General features: G+C 67.4%; 20 protein-coding genes. 10 read left to right on the forward strand and 10 right to left on the reverse strand.

The annotated features are described in order from the left end of the window. Window positions 1–16: 16 nt before the first annotated feature. From AC1RAA_RS11595 to AC1RAA_RS11615, 5 genes are read right to left on the reverse strand one after another with little or no spacing between them, the layout of a single operon-like run. Entirely contained in the window at window positions 17–1,405 is a 1,389-nt protein-coding gene (locus tag AC1RAA_RS11595; RefSeq protein WP_492729256.1) for an FAD-dependent oxidoreductase, read from the reverse strand. Window positions 1,406–1,414: 9 nt separating this feature from the next. Beyond that, complete coding sequence (locus AC1RAA_RS11600; RefSeq protein ID WP_492729254.1) at window positions 1,415–1,987, reverse strand: phosphonate degradation HD-domain oxygenase; 573 nt, start codon at window positions 1,985–1,987, stop codon at window positions 1,415–1,417. Window positions 1,988–1,989: 2 nt separating this feature from the next. Further along, window positions 1,990–3,438, reverse strand: a complete 1,449-nt coding sequence (gene phnY, locus AC1RAA_RS11605; RefSeq protein WP_492729252.1) for a phosphonoacetaldehyde dehydrogenase — start codon at window positions 3,436–3,438, stop codon at window positions 1,990–1,992. Window positions 3,439–3,459: 21 nt separating this feature from the next. Then, window positions 3,460–4,686 (reverse strand): phosphonoacetate hydrolase, encoded by a 1,227-nt coding sequence (phnA, locus tag AC1RAA_RS11610; RefSeq protein ID WP_095946856.1) that lies wholly within the window; start codon window positions 4,684–4,686, stop codon window positions 3,460–3,462. A gap of 1 nt (window position 4,687) precedes the next feature. Then, entirely contained in the window at window positions 4,688–5,434 is a 747-nt protein-coding gene (locus tag AC1RAA_RS11615; protein ID WP_070061830.1) for a phosphonate utilization associated transcriptional regulator, read from the reverse strand. Window positions 5,435–5,594: 160 nt separating this feature from the next. On the opposite strand from AC1RAA_RS11615, the gene AC1RAA_RS11620 reads away from it, so the two are divergent. The 5 genes from AC1RAA_RS11620 (at window position 5,595) to AC1RAA_RS11640 (ending at window position 12,274) form a co-directional block, all read left to right on the forward strand. Next, window positions 5,595–6,632, forward strand: a complete 1,038-nt coding sequence (locus AC1RAA_RS11620; protein ID WP_390345571.1) for a putative 2-aminoethylphosphonate ABC transporter substrate-binding protein — start codon at window positions 5,595–5,597, stop codon at window positions 6,630–6,632. A gap of 76 nt (window positions 6,633–6,708) precedes the next feature. After that, window positions 6,709–7,851 carry a putative 2-aminoethylphosphonate ABC transporter ATP-binding protein gene (locus tag AC1RAA_RS11625; protein WP_492729249.1) on the forward strand — a complete coding sequence of 381 codons (1,143 nt, stop codon included), beginning with the start codon at window positions 6,709–6,711 and terminating at the stop codon, window positions 7,849–7,851. Further along, the gene (locus AC1RAA_RS11630; RefSeq protein WP_369644200.1) at window positions 7,848–9,572 is read left to right on the forward strand and encodes a putative 2-aminoethylphosphonate ABC transporter permease subunit; all 1,725 of its coding nucleotides are present in this window, start codon (window positions 7,848–7,850) and stop codon (window positions 9,570–9,572) included. Before AC1RAA_RS11625 ends, AC1RAA_RS11630 begins: the two co-directional genes overlap by 4 nt. A 51-nt stretch (window positions 9,573–9,623) precedes the next feature. Further along, the gene (locus tag AC1RAA_RS11635; protein WP_070061826.1) at window positions 9,624–10,754 is read left to right on the forward strand and encodes a 2-aminoethylphosphonate--pyruvate transaminase; all 1,131 of its coding nucleotides are present in this window, start codon (window positions 9,624–9,626) and stop codon (window positions 10,752–10,754) included. 77 nt (window positions 10,755–10,831) lie between these two features. Continuing rightward, entirely contained in the window at window positions 10,832–12,274 is a 1,443-nt protein-coding gene (locus AC1RAA_RS11640) for an MFS transporter (protein WP_492729246.1), read from the forward strand. 6 nt (window positions 12,275–12,280) lie between these two features. Here the strand turns inward: AC1RAA_RS11640 and AC1RAA_RS11645 are convergent, their stop codons facing one another. After that, entirely contained in the window at window positions 12,281–13,573 is a 1,293-nt protein-coding gene (locus tag AC1RAA_RS11645) for an SUMF1/EgtB/PvdO family nonheme iron enzyme (protein WP_307694435.1), read from the reverse strand. A gap of 167 nt (window positions 13,574–13,740) precedes the next feature. Between AC1RAA_RS11645 and AC1RAA_RS11650 the strand changes: the two genes are divergently transcribed. From AC1RAA_RS11650 to AC1RAA_RS11660, 3 genes are all read left to right on the forward strand, one after another. Further along, complete coding sequence (locus AC1RAA_RS11650; RefSeq protein WP_070061823.1) at window positions 13,741–14,280, forward strand: TRAP transporter small permease subunit; 540 nt, start codon at window positions 13,741–13,743, stop codon at window positions 14,278–14,280. A gap of 64 nt (window positions 14,281–14,344) precedes the next feature. Further along, window positions 14,345–15,877: a TRAP transporter large permease gene (locus AC1RAA_RS11655; RefSeq protein WP_492729244.1), complete on the forward strand. Its 1,533-nt coding sequence runs from the start codon at window positions 14,345–14,347 to the stop codon at window positions 15,875–15,877. Next, window positions 15,874–16,395 (forward strand): hypothetical protein, encoded by a 522-nt coding sequence (locus AC1RAA_RS11660; RefSeq protein ID WP_492729242.1) that lies wholly within the window; start codon window positions 15,874–15,876, stop codon window positions 16,393–16,395. The genes AC1RAA_RS11655 and AC1RAA_RS11660 overlap by 4 nt, the downstream gene beginning before the upstream one ends. 72 nt (window positions 16,396–16,467) lie before the next feature. Here the strand turns inward: AC1RAA_RS11660 and AC1RAA_RS11665 are convergent, their stop codons facing one another. From AC1RAA_RS11665 to xseB, 4 genes are all read right to left on the reverse strand, one after another. Next, complete coding sequence (locus AC1RAA_RS11665) at window positions 16,468–17,547, reverse strand: TRAP transporter substrate-binding protein (RefSeq protein ID WP_062468808.1); 1,080 nt, start codon at window positions 17,545–17,547, stop codon at window positions 16,468–16,470. Window positions 17,548–17,677: 130 nt separating this feature from the next. After that, on the reverse strand, window positions 17,678–19,522 hold the full coding sequence (dxs, locus tag AC1RAA_RS11670; protein WP_159277877.1) for a 1-deoxy-D-xylulose-5-phosphate synthase: 1,845 nt from the start codon (window positions 19,520–19,522) through the stop codon (window positions 17,678–17,680). A gap of 22 nt (window positions 19,523–19,544) precedes the next feature. Further along, entirely contained in the window at window positions 19,545–20,483 is a 939-nt protein-coding gene (locus AC1RAA_RS11675) for a polyprenyl synthetase family protein (protein WP_492729240.1), read from the reverse strand. After that, complete coding sequence (gene xseB, locus AC1RAA_RS11680; RefSeq protein ID WP_062468817.1) at window positions 20,480–20,746, reverse strand: exodeoxyribonuclease VII small subunit; 267 nt, start codon at window positions 20,744–20,746, stop codon at window positions 20,480–20,482. Before xseB ends, AC1RAA_RS11675 begins: the two co-directional genes overlap by 4 nt. Window positions 20,747–21,019: 273 nt before the next feature. Between xseB and AC1RAA_RS11685 the strand changes: the two genes are divergently transcribed. Continuing rightward, window positions 21,020–22,165, forward strand: a complete 1,146-nt coding sequence (locus tag AC1RAA_RS11685) for an aromatic ring-hydroxylating oxygenase subunit alpha (protein ID WP_070061819.1) — start codon at window positions 21,020–21,022, stop codon at window positions 22,163–22,165. 58 nt (window positions 22,166–22,223) lie between these two features. Beyond that, complete coding sequence (locus AC1RAA_RS11690) at window positions 22,224–23,156, forward strand: DMT family transporter (protein WP_062468822.1); 933 nt, start codon at window positions 22,224–22,226, stop codon at window positions 23,154–23,156. Window positions 23,157–23,159 lie beyond the last annotated feature (3 nt).

The following is a 23,159-nucleotide window of genomic DNA, read 5'->3' on the forward strand; positions in this document are numbered from 1 at the left end:
TCGCAGCACCCGCAGGTCAGGCTTTGTCGGCCTTGCCTGCGGCGTTGGCGAGCTTGCTGAGCATGCGGTCCACCAGCCACGGCTGGCGGTCCTCATCCTCAGCGCGTTCCTTGCGGCGGATCGCGTTGCGCACGACGATCGAGCCCACATAGCGCATCGGCTCCGGCGGAAAGTAGCCCAGCGGCCCGCCCGTGATCGGGCTGCGCGTCCATGCGTTGTCCTGGTCGAGCACCAGCGACGACAGGATCTGCCCGCCCATGTAGGTCGGCCCCACCCCGTTGCCCGAGTAGCCGAAGCCGTAGTAGATGTGCGGCGCGCCATCGAGCTTGCCGAAGAACGGGAAGCCCGTCACCGAGCGGTCGGACGGCCCGTTCCAGCTCGCGGTGATCGGCGTGTTACTCAACGCGGGAAAGAAGGAGTGCAGGGCCTGCGTGAGCTCGCCCTCGTACGGCGAGCGCTCGTCGAACACCTTGGCCATGCGTCCGCCCCAGGCGAAGGTGTTGCCGCCCTTGCCCAGCATGATGCGGCCGTCGACCGTGCTGCGGTAGTAGTACACGAAGGTGCGCGAGTCGAGCACCGACACGCCGTCGGTCAGCCCGATCTGCTGCAGCAGATCGGGGCAGCGCTCGGTGATGATCATGTCGCTCGAGACGATGGCGATGGTCCGCTCGAACTGCGGGAAGCGGCTGGCCATCCACGCGTTCATCGCGAGCACCAGTTTCTTCGCACGCACGCGCCCGGTGGACGTGTGCACCACCACGGGCTGGTCGGTGCTGAAGTCGAGCATCGGCGTGCGCTCGTGGATGCGGATGCCCATGGCCAGCGCCACGCGCCGCAGCCCGCGCACCAGCTTGCCCGGGTGCACGGTGGCGGCAATCGGCGAGTACACGCCGGCCAGGTTGCGCGCCGAGCCCGAGCGCCGCGCCACCTCGTCGGGCGGCAGCGCGTGGTACGAGTGGATGCCGCGCGCCTCCAGCGCCTGCATCATCGGATCGAGCGTGCCGATCTGCGCCTGCGAGGTCGCGGTGTAGAGCGTGCCGTCGCGCCGCAGCTCGGCGTCGATGCCGTGCGCCGCGCAGAAGTCGGCGATGTGCCCCACCGCCGCTTCCGACGCCTTCACGAGGCGCACCGCTTCGTCTTCGCCGAACAGCCGCCGCAGGGTCAGGAACTTGGCCGACCAGGTGAGCAGGCAACCGCCGTTGCGTCCGCTCGCGCCGGCGCCGCACAGGTCGCTTTCGAGAATGACGATGTCGAGCGCAGGCGCCTGCAGCTTGGCCTGGATGGCCGTCCACAGGCCGGTGAAGCCGCCGCCGACGATGCAGACGTCGGCGCTGGTTTCACCTTGCAGCGCCGGTGCCAGATCGCCATCGTTGAAGAGCGCTTGTTCGATCCAGAAGGGGCGCATCCGTGTGCCTTAAGCGGTGGTGAGGGCTTGCCGGTGTTCGGCGGAACTGATCTCGAGGTGGCGCACGAAGTGCGCGAGGCCGGGCATGTCGGCATCGGCCAGCTTGGCCGTATCGTCCCACTGCCGCAGGCGCACTGCGTCCATCGCATACGGCAGCGTCTGGAAAGCCTTGGCCTGCGCCTCGTCGAAGACACCGCCCTGCAGTTGCAGGCTGCGCTTCGAGTCGGGCGACAGCGCCTCCAGGTAACCCGGCACGCGCGCGCACAGGAAGCGCTTGGCGTCCACATGCAGCCGGATCGGTTCCAGCGTGGCCGGGCCGAACAGCGCGCGCAGGAACGGCAGGCAGCGGTACTGGTGCAGGTCGTCCAGGCCTTGCTGCGTCGGCGTGCCGCCGAAGTCGTGCAGCAGGTGGCCCAGGTCGTGCAGCAGGGCGGCGGCGATCAGCGCGCTGTCCGCCCCCTCCTGCTCGGCCAGGTGCGCGGACTGCAGCGCATGTTCGAGCTGCGTGACCGGCTCGCCGTCGTACTGCGCATGGCCCTTGGTTTCGAAGAGGCCGACGATGTCGGGGATGCTGAGGCTCATGGTTACCAGGGCAACGAGTAGGTCTTGGTGTTGGTGAAGCTCTTCATCGCCTCGAGCACGCCTTCCTTGTAGCCCAGGCCCGAGTCCTTGATGCCGCCGAAGGGCGTGAGCTCCAGCCGGTAGCCCGGCACTTCGCGCACATTCACGCTGCCCACGTTCAGCTCGCGGATGAAGCGCGTGATGTAGTCCAGGCGGTTGGTGCAGATCGACGACGACAGGCCGTAGGCCGTGCCGTTGGAGATGCGGATCGCCTCGTCGATGTTCTTGAAGCGGATCACCGGCGACACGGGGCCGAAGGTCTCGTGCTTGGCGACGGTCATCTCGGGATCGACGTGGTCGAGCACGGTGGGCGAGTACAGCGCGCCGCGGCGCTCGTTGCCGTAGAGCAGTTTGGCGCCGGCTGCGATCGCTTCGTTGACCACGGCTTCGAACTGCTTCGCAGCCGCCTCATCGATCACGGTGCCCATGTCGGTGTCGAGGTCCATCGGGTCGCCGTATTTCAGCGCGCGCGTCTTCTCGACCAGCAGCTCGACGAAGCGATCCGCTACGGCTTCGTGCACCAGCATGCGTTTCACGGCCGTGCAGCGCTGCCCCGAGTTCTTGTAAGAACCATTGGCAGCCAGCGTCGCAGCCTCCTCGATGTCCGCGTCTTCCATCACGATGATCGGATCATTGCCGCCCAGCTCCAGGATCTGGCGCTTGTAGGTGGCCTTGCCCGCGATGTACTTGCCGATGGGCACGCCACCCGTGAAGGTGACCAGGTCGACGTCGGCATTGGTCAGCAGCTCGTCGGCAATTTCCTTCGGGTCGCCCGTGAGCACCGACAGCATCTGCGGCGGCAGTCCCGCTTCGTACAGGATGTCGGCCAGCAGGAAGGCCGTGAGCGGCGTCTTCTCGCTGGGCTTGAGCACGATGCGGTTGTTGGTCGCGATGGCCGGCGCCACCTTGTGGATCACCTGGTTCAGCGGGTGGTTGAACGGCGTGATGGCGGTGATGGCGCCCAAGAGCGGCTCGCGCATCGTGTAGACCTTGCGGCTCTTGCCGTGGTGCGTGAGGTCGCAGGAGAACACCTGGCCGTCGTCCACCAGCGCCTGGTTGGCGGCGAACAGCAGCACGTCGGAGGCGCGGCCCACTTCGTACAGCGAGTCCTTGCGCGACAGGCCCGACTCGAGCGTGATGGTGCGCGACATTTCATCGAGGCGCGAAGCGATGATCTCGCCGGCACGCATGAGGATCTTGTAGCGCTCGTAGCGCGTGAGCGTGGGCTTGTAGTCGCGGGCGATGCGCAGGGCGTTGCGCACGTCGTCCAGCGTGGCCTTGGGCACGGTGGCGATCACCTCGCCGGTGTACGGGTAGGTGACCTCGATGGTGCGGTCGCGGTGGACTTTCTCGCCGGCGATGCGCAGGGCTTCGCGGTGGACGGTGCCTGGCTTCAGGATGGCTTGGCTCATGGGTGCTTGCTCCGTGCGGTGTCAGCGTGCGTGGTTCAGGGCGAGGTCGAGCGCATCGAAGTTGCGCAGCCGGCGGCCGGGGGCGATGCCTTCGACCGGGCGGTTGCAGATCAGCGGCACCTTCTGCTCCGAGACACCGCCGTGCGAGCGCAACGGCACTTCGAGCGCCGACAGGTCGTGGCGGCTGGCGGCGGTGCCGATGACGGTGCTCTGCTCGCTCACCACCACGATGTCGCCGATGCGGTCCGGCGGCAGCTCGAAGCGCTTGGCGGCTTCGGCGCGCGAGAGCACGAGCTCCATGCCCGGAATGCCCTTGATGCGTTCGATCCAGCCCGGCACGCTGGCTTCATCGGGCGCGTACACGGTGGCGAAGGAACCGAGCGCGCCGTGGTGCACCACGTACGGGTCGGTGATCGGCAGGATCACGCGGGCCTTTTCAGCGCCGTACCAGCCGTCGAGCACGTCCTGCAGGTAGATGACGTTGGGCGAGCCGTCGGCGCCATGCTTGTCGTTCATGCCGTGGTCGGCCGTGAGCACGATGGTGGCGCCCAGTGCATCCAGCTGTGCCAGGTAGCCGTCCATCATTTGATAGAAGGCGTTCGCCGCGGGGCTGCCCGGTGCGGCCTTGTGCTGCACGTAGTCGGTGGTCGACAGGTACATCAGGTCGGGGCGGCGCGATTCCATCAGCTTCACGCCGGCCGCAAACACGAACTCCGAGAGTTCGGCGCTGTACACCGAAGGCACGGGCATGCCGACCATGTCGAGCACGTTGTCGATGCCGTTCTCTTCCATCGTCACCTGGTCCGACTTCTCGGACGAGAAGCAGATGCCCTTCATCTTGTGGCCCAGCAGCTTGCGCAGCTTGTCCTTGGCCGTGACCACCGCGAGCTTGGCGCCCGCATCGGCAAACGCGGCCAGCACGGTGCCGGCGCGCAGGTACTTGGGGTCGTTCATCATCACTTCCTGGCCCAGCTCGCGGTCGAAGAAGTAGTTGCCGCAGATGCCGTGCACGGCGGGCGGTGCGCCGGTCACGATCGACAGGTTGTTGGGGTTGGTGAACGAGGGCACGACGCAATCGGCGAGCAGATCGGCACCGTCCTTGCGCATGCGGGCGATGTAGGGCGCCACGCCGGCTTCGATGGCCGCGTCGAGGTACGCCGGCTCGCAGCCGTCCACGCACACGACCACGATCGGACGCGCCATCCAGCGATAGCTCCTGGCATTGACTTCAAGTGTCTCCGGTGTCATTTCAGACTTCCTTTTGGGGTGGGTGGTTCGGGGTAGCGGTGGTGTTGCTGGAGGTGGCCGCATCGGCGTCGATGCGGCCGAAGGCCTTGTGCATGCGTGCGCGGCTGCCGGCCACGTGTTCGCGCAGCGCGCGCCCTGCCGTGTCGGGGTTGCCGCTGGCGATGGCGTCGACGATGTGGCTGTGCTCGTCGGCCGAGACCCGCAGGCCGCCGCCGCTGTCGAGCGCGCGCATTCTGAAAAGGTGCAGCTCCTTGACGAGCCGCTTGTAGGTTTCGGTGAGCTTCTTGCTGCCGGCCGTGTCGAGCAGGATCTCGTGGAACTGCAGGTTGAGCTGCGCGTACTGCTCCACGTCCTGCGCCTGGGCCGCCGAGCGCATGGCGTCGACCATGGCGCGCAGGCGCTCCACGGCGTCGGGCTGGATCGCCAGCGCCACGCGCCGGCCAATGATTTCTTCCAGCGCCTCGCGCAGTTCGTAGATCTCGTCGGCTTCCTCGAACGCGATCTCGCGCACGAAGACGCCGCGGTTCTTCTCGTTGCGCACGAGGCCCGCTTCTTCCAGGGCACGCAACGCCTCGCGGATCGGGCCGCGGCTGGTGTTGAAGCGCTGCGAGAGCTCGCTCTCGTTGATGCGGCTGCCCACGGGGAGCTCGCCCGTCATGATCAAACGCTCGATTTCTTCCTGCATCAGCATCGGCAGCGAGCTGGACTGGAGGAACGCGAGGGCGGCGGAGTGATTGCTGGTGACCATGGGGCGTATTTTCCCGAAGGATCGTCAACTGTCAACAATTTTTTATTGACAGTCATCAATCAGCAACCTACATTGCAAACACCGGATGGCGTTGCCCACCCTCGCACCGGCGCCAGCCCTCACCCTTCTTCAGTGACAGCCAGCCTTTCAGGAGAAACAGATGACGATGAAACAAAGCACGCGCCGTCTCACGGCCGCCCTGTGTGTTGCGGCCCTCGGCCTCATGTCCGGCAGTGCGTGGGCGCAAAAGACGCCGCTCCTGGTCTACACGGCGCTCGAGACCGACGCCATGAAGCTCTACAAGGACGCGTTCGAGAAGGCCAACCCCGACATCGAGGTGAAGTGGGTGCGCGACTCCACCGGCATCGTCACCGCCAAGCTGCTGGCCGAAAAAGCCAATCCGCAGGCCGACGTGGTGGCCGGCCTGGCCGCCAGCAGCCTGGCGCTGCTGCAGCAGGAAGGCATGCTGCTTCCTTATGAGCCCAAGGGCTTCAAGGAGCTGAACCCCGCGTACTCCGACGCCGCGCGCCCGCCCGCCTGGGTCGGCATGGACGTGTGGGCCGCCACCATCTGCTTCAACACGGTCGAGGCCAAGAAGCTCGGCCTGCCCAAGCCCGAGAGCTGGAAGGACCTGACCAAGCCCGTCTACAAGGGCACGATCTCGATGCCGCACCCCGCCTCCAGCGGCACCGGCTACCTTGACGTGTCGTACTGGCTGCAGAACATGGGCGACGCCGAAGGCTGGAAGTACATGGACGCGCTGCACCAGAACATCGCGCAGTACGTGCACTCGGGCTCCAAGCCCTGCAAGCAGGCGGGCGCGGGCGAGTTCCCGATCGGCATCTCGTTCGAGTTCCGCGCGCACCAGGTGAAGAAGTCGGGCGCGCCGGTCGACCTGATCTTCCCCAAGGAAGGCCTGGGTTGGGACATCGAGGCCACCAGCCTCATGAAGACCAGCACGAAGCTGGCCCAAGGCAAGCGCTTTGCCGACTGGATGGCGAGCAAGGAAGCCAACCAGATCAGCGCACGCTGGTGGGCCGTGGTGGCCTACCCGGGTGTGGTCTCCAAGCTCGAAGGCATTCCAGAGAACTACGAGAAGCTGCTGGCCAAGAACGACCTGAACTGGGCCGCCAAGAACCGCGAACGCATCCTCGCGGAGTGGAGCAAGCGCTACGAAGGCAAGGCCGAACCCAAGTAAGCCCGACGGCATCCCCGGTTTTCAATTCAAGGGTGCCGCCGCAGCTGGTGACGCCCTCCAACGACGAGTGCGAAAAATGGACATGACCGACACCCGCTTCATCGCCAGCCAGTTGACTCCCACTTCGGCCCCGCCCGCGGCCCTCGAGATCGTCGGCGTTTGCAAGGACTTCGAGACCTTCAGCGCGCTGCGCGACGTGCACCTGCGCGTGAACCCGGGCGAGATGCTGTGCTTTCTCGGCCCCTCGGGCTGTGGCAAGACCACGCTGCTGCGCATCATCGCGGGCCTCGAAACGCAGACCGCCGGGCAGATCCTGCAGAACGGCAAGGACGTCTCGTGGCTCTCGCCGGACAAGCGCGACTACGGCATCGTGTTCCAGTCGTACGCGCTCTTTCCCAACCTGTCGATCGCCGAGAACGTGGGCTACGGCCTCGTCAACAGCCGCGCGAAGCGGGGCGAGATCAAGGCACGCGTCGACGAGCTGCTGAAGCTGGTCGGCCTGCCGACCTCGGGCGCCAAGTACCCGAGCCAGCTCTCGGGTGGCCAGCAACAGCGCGTGGCCCTGGCCCGCGCGCTGGCCACGCGGCCCGGCCTGCTGCTGCTGGACGAGCCGCTGTCGGCGCTCGACGCGCTCGAACGCATCCGCCTGCGCGGCGAGATCCGCCGGCTGCAGAAGCAGGTCGGCATCACGACCATCATGGTCACGCACGACCAGGAAGAAGCACTCTCGATGGCCGACCGCATCGTGGTGATGAACCACGGCGTGATCGAGCAGGTCGGCACGCCGATGGAAATCTACGAGCAGCCGGCCACGCCCTTCGTGGCCGACTTCGTGGGCAAGGTCAACGTGCTGCGCGCGATGGCGCTGGGCAACCAGCGCTTCCAGGTCGGCGACATGGAACTGCAGTGCGACGCCTGCGACGGCGCCTTCGAGCCCGGCGACGCCGTCAACCTGTACCTGCGGCCCGAAGACCGCGCGGTGGAACACCTGCGCGAGGACACGCCCAACCGCCTGCAGGCCAAGGTCACGAAGGTCGAGTTCCTGGGCGGTCTGTGCATTGCCGAAGTGACGGCCGATGCGCTGCACGGTCAGACACTGGGCCTACACTTCTCGCTGAACCAACTGCACGACCTGGACATCCGCGAAGGCAACACGATCGACATCGCCCTGCGCGCCAACCGCATCCGCGCCTTTGCCGCGCGCACCGCCAAGCCATGAACACGCTGGCACACCCCCGGCCTGTGCTCGCTGCGCGCCCCGCCCTGCGCTGGAGCCGCGACGAGACCATCGCGCGCGCCATCCTGTTCGTGGTGATGGCGATGCTGTTCGTGTTCCTCATCGCGCCGCTCCTGACCATTCTGGCCCACGCGGTGCAGGACAAGAACGGCCGTTTCGTCGGCCTGGCCCACTTCATCACCTACTTCCAGACGCCGAGCCTGCTGCGCGCGGCCTGGAACTCGGTGTGGGTGTCGGCCGCGGTGGTGATGATCTCGGTGCCCACGGCCTTCGTGTTCGCCTACGCGCTCACGCGCAGCCGCATGCCGGCGCCGCTGAAGGCGGTGTTCCGCCTCATCGCGCTCATTCCGCTGCTCGCGCCCTCGCTGCTGTCGGCCATCTCGTTCGTGCAGTGGTTCGGCAACCAGGGCGCGCTCAAGTTCCTGCTGGGCGGCGCCTCGATCTACGGCGCGCCCGGGATCATCCTGGCCGAGGTCTACAACACCTTCCCGCACGCGCTGATGATCCTGGTCACCGCGCTGTCGCTGGCCGACGGCCGGCTGTACGAAGCGGCCACGGCCCTGCGCACGCGGCCCCTGCGCCAGTTCATGACGATCACCCTGCCCTCGTGCAAGTACGGCCTGATCAGCGCGGCCACCGTGGTCTTCACCTACGTGGTGAGCGACTTCGGTGCGCCCAAGGTGATCGGCGGCAACTTCAACGTGCTGTCGGTCGACGTGTTCAAGCAGGTGGTGGGGCAGCACAACTTCTCCATCGGCGCGGTGGTGGGCATGCTGCTGCTCATTCCATCGATCATCTCGTTCGTGATCGACTACGTGGTGCGGCGCAAGCTGAAGGCGCAGCTCACGGCGCGCTCGGTGCCCTACACGCCCAAGCCCCGCAAGGTGGCCGATGCGCTGCTCACGCTGTTCTGCACCGTGGTCTGCAGCCTGCTGCTGGCCACCATCGGCATGGCGATCTACACCTCGGCGATCTCGCTGTGGCCCTACGACCTGTCGTTCACGCTCAAGCACTACCACTTCGTGCTGGTGGAAAGCGACATGGCCGCAGCCTACGGCAACAGCCTGCTGGTGGCCATGGTCACCGCGGTGGCCGGCTCGCTCATCGTGTTCGTGGGCGCCTACCTGATCGAGAAGACGCGCAACCTGGGCCTCATGCGCAAGGGCATGCACCTGATGGCGGTGCTGTCGATGGCGGTGCCGGGCCTGGTGCTGGGCCTGGGCTACGTGATGTTCTTCAACCATCCGGCCAACCCGCTGAACTTTTTGTACCAGACGATGGCGATCCTGGTCATCTCGATGGTGGTGCACTACTACACCTCGAGCCACCTCACGGCGGTGACGGCGCTCAAGCAGATCGACAACGAGTTCGAAGCCGTGTCGGCCTCGCTCAAGGTGCCGTTCTTCAAGACCTTCCTGCGCGTGACGGTGCCGGTGTGCCTGCCGGCCATCCTGGACATCGGGCGCTACTTCTTCGTGGTGTCGATGGCCAGCCTCTCGTGCGCCATCTTCCTGTACACGCCGGAAACCATCCTCGCGTCGGTCGCGATCATGCACCTGGACGACGCCGGCGACATCGGCCCGGCCGCCGCGCTGGCCAGCCTGATCGTCGTCACCTCGACGCTGGTGTGCATCGCCTACGCACTGCTCACGCGCGTGCTGCTCGCACGCACGCAGGCCTGGCGCAACCTCGCCCGCGGCTGAACGAACACCCCACCTCTCGCCCCTCATTCCCTTTCCCTGCCTGGAGACACTATGAGTCAAGCCGCCCACCCCATCCTGCTCACGCCCGGCCCCCTGACCACCTCGGACCGCACCCGCCAAGCGATGCTGCGCGACTGGGGTTCATGGGACGCCGACTTCAACCAGATCACGGCGCGCATCCGCAAGGAGGTGCTGAACATCGTGCACGGCACGGGCACGCACGAATGCGTGCCCCTGCAAGGCAGCGGCACCTTCTCGGTCGAAGCCGCCATCGGCACGATCGTGCCGCGCAACGGCCATGTGCTGGTGCCGAGCAACGGCGCCTACTGCCAGCGCCTGGCCAAGATCTGCAAGGTGCTGGGCCGCAAGCTCACCACCATCGACTACACCGAAGAGAAACAAGTCTCGCCCGCCGATGTCGACCGCGCGCTCGCGGCCGACCCGTCCATCACGCACGTCGCGGTGGTGCACTGCGAAACCGGCGCCGGCGTGCTCAACCCGCTGCACGAGATTGCGTTGGTCGTCGCCAAGCACGGGCGCGGCCTGATCATCGACGCGATGAGCTCCTTCGGCGCGCTGGAGATCGACGCGCGCAAGACGCCGTTCGACGCCGTGGTCGCCGCCTCCGGCAAGTGCCTCGAAGGCGTGCCGGGCATGGGCTTCGTCGTCATCAAGCGCAGCACGCTTGAAAAATGCGAAGGCAACTGCCACTCGCTGAGCATGGACCTGTACGACCAGTGGGTCTACATGGAGAAGACCACGCAGTGGCGCTTCACGCCGCCCACGCACGTGGTGGCCGCGCTCGACACCGCCATCGCGCAGTACATCGAGGAAGGCGGCCTGCCCGCGCGCGGCGGGCGCTACACGCGCAACTGCAAGGCGCTGGTCGACGGCCTCGCCACGCTGGGTTTCCGGCCTTTCCTCGACCCGGCCATCCAGGCGCCGATCATCGTCACCTTCCATGCGCCGGACGATGCCAACTACGACTTCAAGACCTTCTACCAGGAGGTGAAGAAGCGCGGCTACATCCTCTACCCCGGCAAGCTGACGCAGGTCGAGACCTTCCGCGTGGGCTGCATGGGGCACTTCGGCGACGCGGGCATTCCGGGCGCGGTGGCGGCCATTGCCGACACGCTGAAAGCCATGGGCATCCGGCAGGTGACGGCGGCCGTCGCGGCCTGAAGCACCTGTGAGCGGACCGGCGCATTGCAGCGCCGGTCCTACAACGCGGGGGTGATGCGCTTCGCATAATGCCCCGCATGACGGTTCTGCGCAGCGACATCCCTGCCCGCCTGGACCGCCTGCCGTGGTCGCGCTGGCACTGGCGCGTGGTGATCGCGCTGGGCGTGGCCTGGATCCTCGACGGCCTCGAGGTCACGCTGGTGGGCTCCATCGGCGCGGTGCTGGAGCGGCCCGACACGCTCGGACTCACTGCCGCGGAGATCGGCTGGTCGGGCTCGATCTACATCGCAGGCGCGGTGATCGGCGCGCTGGTGTTCGGCCGGCTCACCGACCGGCTCGGGCGCAAGAAGCTCTTCCTGCTCACGCTCGTGGTCTACACGCTCGGCACGCTGGCCACGGCCTTCTCGCCCAACTTTGCCTTCTTTGCGCTGTGCCGCTTCGTCACCGGGCTGGGCATCGGCGGCGAGTACGCGGCCATCAACTCGGCCATCGACGAGCTCATTCCGGCGCGCGTGCGCGGGCGCGTCAACCTCGCGATCAACGGCAGCTTCTGGATCGGTGCGGCGCTCGGCGCCGCGCTGAGCCTGGTGCTGCTCGATGCGCGCGTGATCGGCCCCGTGTGGGGCTGGCGCGCGGGCTTCGCGCTGGGTGCGGTGCTGGCGGTGGCGATCCTGCTGGTGCGCCGCCATGTGCCCGAGAGCCCGCGCTGGCTCATCGCGCACGGGCGCGCGGATGAAGCCGAGCGCATCGTCGCGGACATCGAGCGCGAAGTCGAAGTGCAGCACGGCCCGCTGCCCGCCGCGCAAGGCCACGTCATGTACACCGCCGCGCGCCAGAACAGCCCGCCGATGCGCGAGGTGGCGCGCGTGCTGCTGCGGCGCTACCCGGCGCGCAGCGTGGTGGCGACAGCGCTCATGGTGTCGCAGGCGTTTTTCTACAACGCGATCTTCTTCACCTACGCGCTGGTGCTCACGCGCTTCTACGGCGTGGCCGAAGGCCGCGTGGCGCTGTACATCTTTCCATTCGCGCTGGGCAACGTGCTCGGGCCGCTGCTGCTGGGTCCGCTGTTCGACAGCGTGGGCCGACGCAGGATGATCGCGCTGACCTATGTACTGGCCGGCGTGGGCCTGGCGCTCACGGGCTGGGCCTTCATGCAGGGCTGGCTCGACGCGCGCAGCCAGGCGCTGTGCTGGTCGGCGGTGTTCTTTCTTGCATCGGCGGCGGCCAGCTCGGCCTACCTGACGGTGAGCGAGGTGTTCCCGCTCGAGATGCGCGCCATGGCCATCGCGATCTTCTACGCCATCGGCATGGGCGCCGGCGGCTTCGCGGCGCCGGTGCTGTTCGGGATGCTGATCGAGACCGGCAGCCGCGGCGCGGTGATGGTGGGCTACCTGATCGGCGCAGTGCTGGTCGTCGTCGCGGGGCTGCTGGCGTTGCGCTACGCGGCCGATGCGGAACGCAAGCCGCTGGAGGAAGTGGCGCCGCCGCTGTCGTCGGAGGCCGGCGGCGAGCGGCCCTGAAGGCGGCTACAGCGCGCAGGTACGGAAGCCGAAGAAGCCGTCGTCGGCATCGGGAAGCGCAAAGCCACGGCGGCGCGGCGAGCGCAGGCGCGCACGCGTCGCGAACGAGGCGCCGCGCAGCACGCGCGCGCGGCCGAAGGCGGCCACCGGATCGAACTCGCCGCCGGCGCTCCACGGATCGGCCCGGAAGCCCGGCCAGGGCTGCAACGTGCCTGCCGTCCACTCGTGCACGTCGGCCCAGCGAAAGCCGCGCCGCGCGGCCGTGTGGGCGGCGATTTCCCATTCGACCTCGGTCGCGATGCGCCGGCCGGCCCAGCGCGCCCAGGCGTCGGCCTCCCACCAGCTCAGGTGCACGGCGCTGTGGTGCCCGGCCGCGCGCACGGTGACGCCGAAGCGCTGCTGCAGCACCGAGCCACCCGTGCCGTTGCGCGACACGCCGATCTGCTCCACATGGCGCGGCCCGCGCCGGCCTTCGGTCTGCGCGGCGAGCCAGCGCCAGCCGTCGCTGTGCCACAGTTCCTCGCGGTCGTAGCCGCCGTCGTCGACGAACTCGATGTACTGGTCCCAGGTGACGGGCTGGGCGTCGATCTCGAACTCGGGCACGTCGACGCGGTGCGCCGCGCCCTCTTGCGCAAACAGGAAGCCGCTGTGCTCGGGCAGGCCGAGCTCCCAGCGTGTGGCCGGCAGCAGCAGCGGCTCGCGCGTGACGGCGGTGGGCGGCTGCTCGATGTTCAGCGGCAGGCCCAGCGTCTGCGCCAGCACCACGAGCTGTTCGCCGCGCAGGTCTTCATGGAACAGCGCCAGCCGGTAGAAGTACAGGCCGGCATCGGTCTCGGCGGCGTTCTCGAGCAGCTCGAGGGTGCTTTCGAGGGTTTCGAGCAGGTAGGCCTTGGTCTGGCCCAGGCCCGGCAGGTCGGGCGACCAGCAGCGATCGGCCGCGCCCTGGGCCGGGTTCCACCAGTCGTCGGCGTCGGGGTCGATGGCGGCCAGTCGCGTGGGGCGCACGGGGCAGTCGATGCCAAAGGCGCGCTGGGTGTTGCGCCCGATCCACCATTCGGCGAACCAGCCGATGTGGCCCGCCAGCCAGACCGGCGGCACCACGCCCGGCTGCGGCGGCACGCGCATGGCTTCGCCCAACGCTTGTTCGAACAGGGACAGCAGGTGCAGCGTGTGGTTGCGCGCGTCGATGAGGGCCAGCGAGAGCAGGTCGCGGCCGGCGCGGCGCATGTCGGGGGAGTCGATCGACAGGGGCGGGCTCGCCGCACCGAAGGGCGTCGAAGGCGGCGGGCTCGAAGACATGGGCCATTATGGCGACCGCCCGACAGGCCCTCTGGCGACGCGGATTCCGGGTAAACCCGAGTTTGTGTCAAGGCAATACTAAGGTTCACCGAGATACCATTGCGGGCTTTGCGCGCAGCCCCCACCAGGGGCCGGCGCTTCACCTTGGGCTTCGCGGGAGACACCCCTTGTCTGTATTCCTCAAATTCGCGGCCGTCATGGACTGGGTCAGCGAAAAACTCGGCAAATTTGCCGGCTATGCGGTCCTGGCCGCATCGCTCATCTCGGCCGCCAATGCCTTCGTCCGGTACGGCTTCGACTTCAGCAACAACGCCTTCCTCGAGATCCAGTGGTATCTGTTCGCTGCCACCGTGATGCTCGGTGCGCCGGTGGTGCTGCGCTTCAACGAGCATGTGCGCGTGGACATCATCTACGGCAAGCTCAAGGGCCACGGGCCGGTGTATGTCGACCTGTTCGGCCTGACCTTCTTCCTGCTGCCGGTGATGGGCCTGCTGACCTACCTCACCTGGCCGTTCTTCTGGAACACCTGGGTGTCGGGCGAGATGTCGGGCAACATCGGCGGGCTGATCCGCTGGCCCGCCGCGCTGCTGATGCCCGTGGGTTTCTGCACGATGTTCCTGCAAGGTGTCGCCGAGATCATCAAGCGCATCGCCTACCTGCGCGGACTGATCGAGATGAACACGCACTACGAGAAGCCGGTGCAGTGATGGCGTTCGTCGCGCTTCGCCAGACCGCCCCGACACCGCCCGCACCGCAGGACAAGTAGACATCATGCACATGGAAAATTTCGCCCCGATCATGTTCGCGGGGCTCGTGGTGATCATGCTGATCGGGTTTCCGGTCGCGTTTTCGCTCTCGGCCCTCGGCCTGATCTGCGGCTTCTTCGCCATCGAGATGGGCTGGTTCCCGGCCGGCTTCATGGCCAACCTGCCGCTCAACGTGTTCGGCATCCTGTCGAACGAGACGCTGCTGGCCATTCCGTTCTTCACGCTCATGGGAGCGGTGTTAGAGAAGTGCGGGCTCGCCGAGGACATGCTCGACTCGATGGGCCAGCTCTTCGGCCCGATCCGCGGCGGCCTGGGCTACTCGGTGATCATCGTGGGCTTCATCCTCGGCGCCATCACCGGCACGGTGGCCGGCCAGGTGATCGCGATGGCGATGATCTCGCTGCCAGTCATGATGCGCTACGGCTACAACATGCGCTACTCGACCGGCGTGCTCGCCGCCTCGGGAACCATCACGCAGCTGGTGCCGCCCTCGCTGGTGCTGATCGTCATGGCCGACCAGCTCGGCACCGACGTCGGCCAGATGTACAAGGGCGCCTGGGGCCCGTCGATCCTGCAGGTGGTGATCTTCGCGATCTACACCTTCCTGGTCTCGCGCATCCGCCCGCACTACGTGCCCGGCCTGCCCGCCACGGCGCGCACGCTGCACGGCTGGGCGCTGTGGGGCAAGTGCCTGCGCGGCATCATCCCCTCGGCCATCCTGATCTTCGCGGTGCTCGGCTCGATGGGCGGCCTGCCCTTCATGGACAAGGCCATCGCCACGCCGACCGAGGCCGGCGCCATGGGCGCGGTGGGCGCGCTGGTGCTGGCGCTCATTCACCGGCGCCTGAACTGGGCGCTGATGAAGGACGCGATGGAAGGCACCATGCGCCTCACGGCGATGGTGGTGTTCATCCTGATCGGCTCGCGCGTGTTCTCGCTGGTGTTCCAGGGCGTGGACGGCGCCAAGTGGATCGAGCACATGCTCTCGGGCCTGCCGGGCGGCCAGATCGGCTTCCTGATCGCGGTCAACATCTTCGTGTTCTTCCTGGCGTTCTTCCTCGACTTCTTCGAGATCGCCTTCATCATCCTGCCGCTGCTGGGCCCCGTGGCCCACAAGCTGGGCATCGACATGGTCTGGTTCGGCGTGCTGCTGTGCGTGAACATGCAGACCTCGTTCATGCACCCGCCGTTCGGCTTCGCGCTGTTCTATTTACGGGGCATCGCCGACACCCTGTTCAAGAACGGGGCGCTGCCCAAGAAGGTGGAGTCGCGCGACATCTACCTGGGCGCCGTGCCCTGGGTCGTGATGCAGCTGCTGCTGGTAGCCATCGTGATCTTCTTCCCGCAGACGGTGACCGTGTTCCTCGAGAAGGAAAAGGTCGTCGACATCGAGAAGGTCAACCTCGACATGCCGGTGGACCCGAACGCGCCGCCCGCCACCGACAACGGCGTGAACATGGAAGACCCGTTCGGCAACCAGAAGACGCCCGAGGAAACGCCGGCGGCCCCGGCGGCGGGCGAAGCTTCCAAACCGTGAGCGACGCCCGCCCCGGCGACGCCCCGAACGACCACCCCGCAACGCAAGAAGGCGGCCCGCTCGAAAGCGCCGCCTTCCCGCCGCTGCTGCGCACGCTGGCGGTGGTGCTGGTGGTCGATCTCTTCGCCTTCGCGCTGTGGAGCCTGCCGTCGCTGCGCACCACCAGCTGGTCGGCCACCAGCCTGTTCGTCTTCGGCGTGGCGGGCCTGTGCGTGATCTGGGTCGGCTACTGGATCGTCTACAGCCGCACCCGCCTCGAAGGCGACGTGCTGACGCAGACCTGGCTGTGGAACAAGCGCGTGAGCGCGCAGGACGTGGCGCAGCTCAAGCTGGTGCACATCCGCATGCTCGAGCGCGTGATCGCACCGCGCCTGCTGGTGCGCCGGCGCTTCGGCGGCATCACCTGGTTCCATGCCTACGACCCGCAGGTGCTGATCGCGTTCGGCGAGCAGGTGGCGATGCGCACGCTGCCCTCCGCGCCACCGCCCTCCCCCGAACCCGAACCCGCGTCCAAATGAAAAAGCCCCGCCGAAACCAGCGGGGCTTTTTTCTTGAGAGGTGCGAAGCGCCGGGTTGCAGCGCCGCGTGCCTTACAGCTTCTGCTGTTGCATGAAGCGGTCGAAGGTGCCTTCGGTGTAGCGGAACCAGGCGTTCTGGTCGGCCAGGAACTTGGACCAGTCGCTGTAGATCTTCTTCCACTCGGGGTTGCTGTTGTTCAGGTCCGAGTAGATCTGCTGGGCCGACTTGAAGGCGGCGTTCATCACGTCCTGCGAGAACGGACGCAGCTTGGTGCCCGAGCCCACGAGCTGCTTGAGCGCGATCGGGTTCTTGGCGTCGTACTTGGCCGTCATCGTGATGTTGGCGTGCGCGGCAGCCGCTTCGACCACCGCCTTGAAATCGGCCGACAGGCTTTCCCATGCCTTGGTGTTGATGTAGAAGTCGAGCTCGGGGCCGCCTTCCCACCAGCCGGGGTAGTAGTAGAACGGGGCGATCTTGTTGAAGCCCAGCTTCTGGTCGTCGTACGGGCCGACCCATTCGAGACCGTCGAGCGTGCCCTTTTCGAGCGCGGGGTACAGGTCGGCGCCGGGGATCGATTGCGGGATCACGCCGAAGGGTTCGAGCACCTTGCCGGCGAACGGGTTGGTGCGGAACTTCAGGCCCTTCAGGTCGGCGACCGACTTGATTTCCTTGCGGAACCAGCCGCCCATCTGCGCGCCCGTGTTGCCGCCCGGCAGGTTGATGATGTTGTACTTGGCGTAGAAGGCGCGCATCAGCTTCAGGCCGTTGCCTTCGTACATCCAGGCGTTCTGCTGGCGGGTGTTCATGCCGAAGGGCACGGCGCAACCCAGGCAGAAGGTCGGGTCCTTGCCGTAGAAGTAGTAAGGCGCCGTGTGCGCCATTTCGACCGCGCCGCTCTGGATGCCGTCGACCACGCCGAAGGCGGGCATCAGCTCGCCGCCCGCGTGCACGGAGATCTGGAACTTGCCGCCCGTCATGTCGCTCACGCTCTTCGAGAACACCTCGGCGGTGCCGAAGATGGTGTCCAGCGACTTGGGAAAGCTCGATGCGAGACGCCAGCGAACGGTGGCTTGCGCGTGAACCGCGGGCGCGATGCCGGCAGCCAGAACGCCCGCGATGCCGGCGTTTTTGATGAGGGAACGACGATCCATTGAATTCACTCCGAGTGCTTTGGAAAAAACAAAACGCGGCTTGTGACCGCGTCAGGGACTTTTGTGAGTCCTTTTGATTGTAAAAACGCGCTTACAGGTGGCCGGCGGGGGTTTACCCTGCGACCTCTTGTCAAACGAAGCGTTTCTTGATCGCGGCGGCAATGCCGTCGGCATCGAGACCGATCGATGCGAGCAGCTTGGCCGGATCGCCGTGCTCGATGAAGCGGTCGGGCAGGCCCAGTTGCAGCACCGGCTTCTGCACGCCGGCGGCCTGCAGGGCCTCGACCACCGCACTGCCCGCACCGCCCATGATGGCGCCCTCTTCGAGCGTGACGAGCGCGTCGTGCGTGCCCGCCACCTGCAGCAGCAACTCGACGTCGAGCGGCTTGGCCCAGCGCATGTTGACCACGGTGGCATCGAGCGACTCGGCCGCCGTGAGCGCCGGGTACAGCAAGGTGCCGAACGCGAGGATGGCGATGCGCTGGCCCTCGCGCCGGACCTCGCCCTTGCCGAAGGGCAGCGCGTCGAGCGTGAGGTGCGGCGTGGTGCCGGCGCCCGCGCCGCGCGGGTAGCGCACGGCCACCGGGTGGTTCTGCTCGTAGGCGCTCGTCAGCAGCTGGCGGCACTCGCGCTCGTCGGCCGGGCAGGCGATGCTCATGTTGGGAATGCAGCGCAGGAACGGGATGTCGTACGCGCCCGCGTGCGTGGCGCCGTCGGCGCCGACGAGGCCCGCGCGGTCGAGCGCGAACACCACGGGCAGGTTCTGGATCGCCACGTCGTGGATCAGCTGGTCGTAGGCGCGCTGCAGGAAGGTCGAGTAGATCGCGACCACGGGCTTGAGGCCCTCGCAGGCCAGGCCGGCCGCGAACGTGACCGCGTGCTGCTCGGCGATGCCGACGTCGTAGTAGCGATCAGGAAAGCGCTTCTCGAACTCCACGAGCCCCGAGCCTTCGCGCATCGCGGGCGTGATGCCCACGAGGCGGCCGTCGTGCGCGGCCGTGTCGCACAGCCACTGGCCGAAGACCTGCGTGAAGGTCTGCTTGGCCGCCGTGGTCGACTTGACCAGGCCCACCTGCGGATCGAACTTGCCCGGGCCGTGATAGGCCACCGGGTCGGCCTCGGCGAGCTTGTAGCCCTGCCCCTTCTTCGTGACGACGTGCAGGAACTGCGGGCCGTCCAGGTGCTTGAGGTTCTCGAGCGTGGGCACCAGCGAGTCGATGTCGTGGCCGTCGATGGGGCCGACATAGTTGAAGCCGAACTGCTCGAACAGCGTGGCCGGCACGACCATGCCCTTGGCATGCTGCTCCAGGCGCTTGGCCAGCTCGAACAGCGGCGGCGCATTGCGCAGCACGCTCTTGCCGACGCTCTTGGCGGCGGCGTAGAAATTACCGCTCATGAGCTGCGCGAGGTAGCGGTTGAGCGCGCCCACCGGCGGGCTGATCGACATGTCGTTGTCGTTCAGGATGACCAGCAGCTTGCAGTCGCACACGCCCGCGTTGTTGAGCGCCTCGAAGGCCATGCCGGCCGTGAGCGCGCCGTCGCCGATGATGGCCACGGCATGGCGCTTCTCGCCCTTCTGCTTGGCGGCCATGGCCATGCCGAGCGCGGCCGAGATGCTGGTCGACGAGTGGGCGGTGCCGAAGGTGTCGTACTCGCTCTCGGTGCGCTGCGGAAAGCCCGAGATGCCGCCGAGCTGGCGCAGCGTGGGCATGCGCTCGCGCCGGCCCGTGAGGATCTTGTGCGGGTAGGTCTGGTGGCCCACGTCCCACACCAGCCGATCGTGCGGCGTGTTGAACACATGGTGCAGCGCCACCGTCAGCTCGACCGTGCCGAGGTTGGAGCTCAGGTGGCCGCCGGTGCGCGAGACGTTGTCGAGCACGCAGGCGCGCACCTCGTCGGACAGCTGCTTGAGCTGGGCCCGGTCGTACTGGCGGATCGGCGAAGGGTCGTGGAGAGTGGGAAGCAGCGGAGCCATGGAGGTGGGTTCTTTTTTCTTCTCAGCGGTCGCGGTCGACCACCATGTGGGCCAGGGCGCGCAGTGCCGAGGTGTCGGCCAGGCCGCTCTTGTTCAGTGCGGCGATGGCGTCGGCAAGAAGCTGGCTCGCCTGCGCGCGCGCGCCGTCCAGGCCGAGCAGCGACACGTAGGTGGGCTTGTCGGCCGCGGCGTCCTTGCCGGCGGTCTTGCCCAGGGTTTGCGAGTCGGCGGTGACGTCGAGGATGTCGTCGACCACCTGGAACGCCAGGCCGATGGCGGCGCCGTAGTCGCGCAGCGCCGCCAGCGCGGCCGGCGACACGGTGCCGCAGGCGGCGCCCATCTCGACGCTGCCCTGCAGCAGCGCGCCGGTCTTCAGGCGGTGCATTTCGCGCAGCTGGGTTTCGTTCAGTGCGATGCCGACGCTGGCCAGGTCGATGGCCTGGCCGCCGGCCATGCCCTGGCTGCCGGCGGCGCGCGCCAGCAGGCGGCACAGCAGGGCCTGCATGGCCGCGGGCACCTCGTCGCCCTCGGGCGCGAGCAGCTCGAACGCCAGTGCCTGCAGCGCGTCGCCCGCGAGCAGCGCGTCGGCTTCGCCGAACTTCACGTGCACGGTGGGCTTGCCGCGGCGCAGCACATCGTTGTCCATGCACGGCAGGTCGTCGTGCACCAGCGAATAGGCGTGGATGAGTTCGGTGGCGCAGGCCGCACGCAGCGCGGCGTGGGCGTTGCCGCCGACCGCTTCATTGGCCGCGAGCACCAGCAGCGGCCGCAGCCGCTTGCCGCCGTCGAGCACGGCATAGCGCATGGCATCGCCCAGCAGCACCGGCGCATCGACGCCGACCCAGCGCGACAGCGCCGCTTCGACCGTGGCCAGATGGGGCTCGGCCCAGTTGGCCAGCGTCTTCGCGTCCCAGGGGGTGGCGGTGGTGGGGGCAGCGGAGGTCATCGGAACGGCGCTCATTCGGCCGTCCAGGGCTTGAGGCTGCCGGCGTCGAGCACCTTGATCTGGTCCTCGACCGCCTGCAGCTTGTCGCGGCAGAAGCCGAGCAGCGCGGCGCCGCGCTGGTAGCTGCCCAGCAGCTGGTCCAGCGGGAGCTGGCCCGATTCGAGTTCTGCAACCAGTTGTTCCAGTTCCTGGAGCCCGGCTTCGTAGCTGGCGGGCAGCGGCCCGGTGTCGGGCGTGGCCGCCGGGCTGGTCGTGGAAGGAGAAGGCACCTTGGGCATGCAACGAATCGTGGATGAAACGGAACATTTTAGGGCGGGGGCGCAACGAACCGCCGGGCAGCCCGCGCACGCGCGCGCGACCCTTTGCAACACCCTGTATGGCGCCCGGCCATGCGAGGCAAAAACCCGGCGGGCGCAAAAATGCCCCCCGGGTACAATCCCCGCTTCCCCCGCCGGTCGCACCGGCACACCTCTTCGGGCCGTCACCCTTGCAGACGGCGCCTTCCGTTTTTTTCTTTTTTTCTCCCTGTGGGGAGCTTGGTCAGGTCCTCCATGTCTGATTTAAGTCTTCAACTGCAGCAGGCCGCGAGCCAACTTCCAGTTACCGCGTATTTCGACGAGGCCCTGTACGCCCGCGAAATGCAGAACCTTTTCGCGCGAGGGCCCCGCTACGTCGGGCACCGACTGGCCGTGCCCGAGCCGGGTGATTTCCACACCCTGCCGCAAGAACACCAGGGCCGCGCGCTGGTCCACACACCCAAGGGCGTGGAGCTCATCTCGAACGTCTGCCGCCACCGCCAGGCCCTGATCCTGCAGGGCCGGGGCCAGCTCGACGCCCAGACCGGCGGCAACATCGTCTGCCCGCTGCACCGCTGGACCTACGCCGCGAAAGATGCGCGCACCACCGGCACGCTGATCGGCGCCCCGCATTTCGACCAGGACCCGTGCCTGAACCTGCACAACTACCCGCTCACCGAATGGAACGGTCTTCTGTTCGAGAAGAACGCCGACGGCAGCGGCCGCGACGTGGCGGCCGACATGGCAGGCCTGGGCCCGCAGGCCGACCTCGACTTCTCGGGCTACGCGCTCGACCGCGTCGAGCTGCACGAGTGCAACTACAACTGGAAGACCTTCATCGAGGTCTACCTCGAGGACTACCACGTCGGCCCGTTCCATCCCGGCCTGGGCAGCTTCGTCACCTGCGACGACCTGCGCTGGGAGTTCAAGCCCGAGTTCTCGGTGCAGACGGTGGGCGTGGCCAACCGCCTGGGCCGCGCGGGCAGCCCCGTGTACCAGAAGTGGCAGGAGCAGCTGCTCAAGTACCGCGACGGCAAGCCGCCCAAGTACGGCGCGATCTGGCTCACCTACTACCCGCACGTGATGATCGAGTGGTACCCGCACGTGCTCACCGTGTCGACGCTGCACCCGGTGAGCCCGACCAGGACGCTCAACATGGTCGAGTTCTTCTACCCCGAGGAAATCGTCGCCTTCGAGCGCGAGTTCGTCGAGGCCCAGCAGGCCGCCTACATGGAAACCTGCGTGGAGGACGACGAGATCGCCGAGCGCATGGACGCCGGGCGCCGCGCGCTCATGCTGCGCGGCGACAATGAGACCGGCCCCTACCAGAGCCCCATGGAAGACGGCATGCAGCAGTTCCACGAGTGGTACCGCAACGCGATGCAACAACCACGCGCCTGAACGCCGCCCCGCCCCGCACCCGCCGGGGCTTTCTTTTTTCTGATCTGGATGTCAATCGATGCAAGCGCTGTGGATGGTGCTCGGGGCCTTTCTGTTCGCCACCATGAGCGTGGTCGTGAAGGTGGCCTCCGAATGGTTCAACAGCGGTGAGATGGTCCTGGGGCGCGGCCTCATCGGCATCGTGTTCCTCTGGCTGCTGGCGCGCAACCGCGGCACCTCCCTTGCCACCAAATACCCCGGCATGCATGCCTGGCGCAGCACCATCGGCGTGGTGTCGCTGGGCGCGTGGTTCTACGCCATCGCCCACATGCCGCTGGCCACGGCCGTCACGCTCAACTACATGAGCAGCGTGTGGGTCGCGGCCTTCCTGGTCGGCGGCGCGCTGCTGGCCTGGGTGCCGGTGCCCGGGCGCGACGGCCGCATCGAGCGCCCGCCGCTGCAGGGCCCGCTGGTGATGACGGTGCTCGCGGGCTTTGCCGGCGTGGTGCTCATGCTCAAGCCCACGGTGGGCGGCGGCGACGGCTTCGCCGGCATGCTGGGCCTGCTGTCGGGCGTCACGGCCGCCTTCGCCTACATGCAGGTGGTGGCGCTGTCGCGCATCGGCGAGCCCGAGCTGCGCACGGTCTTCTATTTCGCGGTCGGCTCGGCCGTGGCCGGCGCCTTCGCCACGGCCGCGACCGGGTTTTCGGGCGGCAGTTCGTGGACGTGGCAGCATGCGCTGTGGCTGCTGCCGATCGGCCTCTTGGCCGCCCTCGGACAGCTGTGCATGACCCGCGCCTACGCCACCGCCAAGACCCAGGCCGGCACACTGGTGGTCGCGAACCTGCAATATTCGGGCATCGTGTTCGCGGCCTTCTACAGCGTGGTGCTGTTCGACGACCGCATCGACGCCGCCGGCTGGGCCGGCATGGCGCTGATCATCGCCAGCGGCATCGCGGCCACCGTGCTGCGCCAGCGGGCCGTGCCGAAGGCGCCGGCCGAGGAACACTGAACG

Source organism: Variovorax sp. GW823-FHT04F07, assembly GCF_058795995.1.

Excerpts from the sequence above, each read along its gene's own strand:
- AC1RAA_RS11635 (WP_070061826.1), top strand. The coding sequence starts at position 9,624 with ATGAGTCAAGCCGCCCACCCCATCCTGCTCACGCCCGGCCCCCTGACC.
- AC1RAA_RS11685 (WP_070061819.1), top strand. The coding sequence starts at position 21,020 with ATGTCTGATTTAAGTCTTCAACTGCAGCAGGCCGCGAGCCAACTTCCA.
- AC1RAA_RS11665 (WP_062468808.1), bottom strand. The coding sequence starts at position 17,547 with ATGGATCGTCGTTCCCTCATCAAAAACGCCGGCATCGCGGGCGTTCTG.
- AC1RAA_RS11620 (WP_390345571.1), top strand. The coding sequence starts at position 5,595 with ATGACGATGAAACAAAGCACGCGCCGTCTCACGGCCGCCCTGTGTGTT.
- AC1RAA_RS11640 (WP_492729246.1), top strand. The coding sequence starts at position 10,832 with ATGACGGTTCTGCGCAGCGACATCCCTGCCCGCCTGGACCGCCTGCCG.
- AC1RAA_RS11675 (WP_492729240.1), bottom strand. The coding sequence starts at position 20,483 with ATGAGCGCCGTTCCGATGACCTCCGCTGCCCCCACCACCGCCACCCCC.
- AC1RAA_RS11630 (WP_369644200.1), top strand. The coding sequence starts at position 7,848 with ATGAACACGCTGGCACACCCCCGGCCTGTGCTCGCTGCGCGCCCCGCC.
- phnA (WP_095946856.1), bottom strand. The coding sequence starts at position 4,686 with ATGACACCGGAGACACTTGAAGTCAATGCCAGGAGCTATCGCTGGATG.
- AC1RAA_RS11600 (WP_492729254.1), bottom strand. The coding sequence starts at position 1,987 with ATGAGCCTCAGCATCCCCGACATCGTCGGCCTCTTCGAAACCAAGGGC.
- AC1RAA_RS11690 (WP_062468822.1), top strand. The coding sequence starts at position 22,224 with ATGCAAGCGCTGTGGATGGTGCTCGGGGCCTTTCTGTTCGCCACCATG.
- phnY (WP_492729252.1), bottom strand. The coding sequence starts at position 3,438 with ATGAGCCAAGCCATCCTGAAGCCAGGCACCGTCCACCGCGAAGCCCTG.
- dxs (WP_159277877.1), bottom strand. The coding sequence starts at position 19,522 with ATGGCTCCGCTGCTTCCCACTCTCCACGACCCTTCGCCGATCCGCCAG.
- AC1RAA_RS11625 (WP_492729249.1), top strand. The coding sequence starts at position 6,709 with ATGGACATGACCGACACCCGCTTCATCGCCAGCCAGTTGACTCCCACT.
- AC1RAA_RS11595 (WP_492729256.1), bottom strand. The coding sequence starts at position 1,405 with ATGCGCCCCTTCTGGATCGAACAAGCGCTCTTCAACGATGGCGATCTG.
- xseB (WP_062468817.1), bottom strand. The coding sequence starts at position 20,746 with ATGCCCAAGGTGCCTTCTCCTTCCACGACCAGCCCGGCGGCCACGCCC.
- AC1RAA_RS11615 (WP_070061830.1), bottom strand. The coding sequence starts at position 5,434 with ATGGTCACCAGCAATCACTCCGCCGCCCTCGCGTTCCTCCAGTCCAGC.
- AC1RAA_RS11645 (WP_307694435.1), bottom strand. The coding sequence starts at position 13,573 with ATGTCTTCGAGCCCGCCGCCTTCGACGCCCTTCGGTGCGGCGAGCCCG.
- AC1RAA_RS11655 (WP_492729244.1), top strand. The coding sequence starts at position 14,345 with ATGCACATGGAAAATTTCGCCCCGATCATGTTCGCGGGGCTCGTGGTG.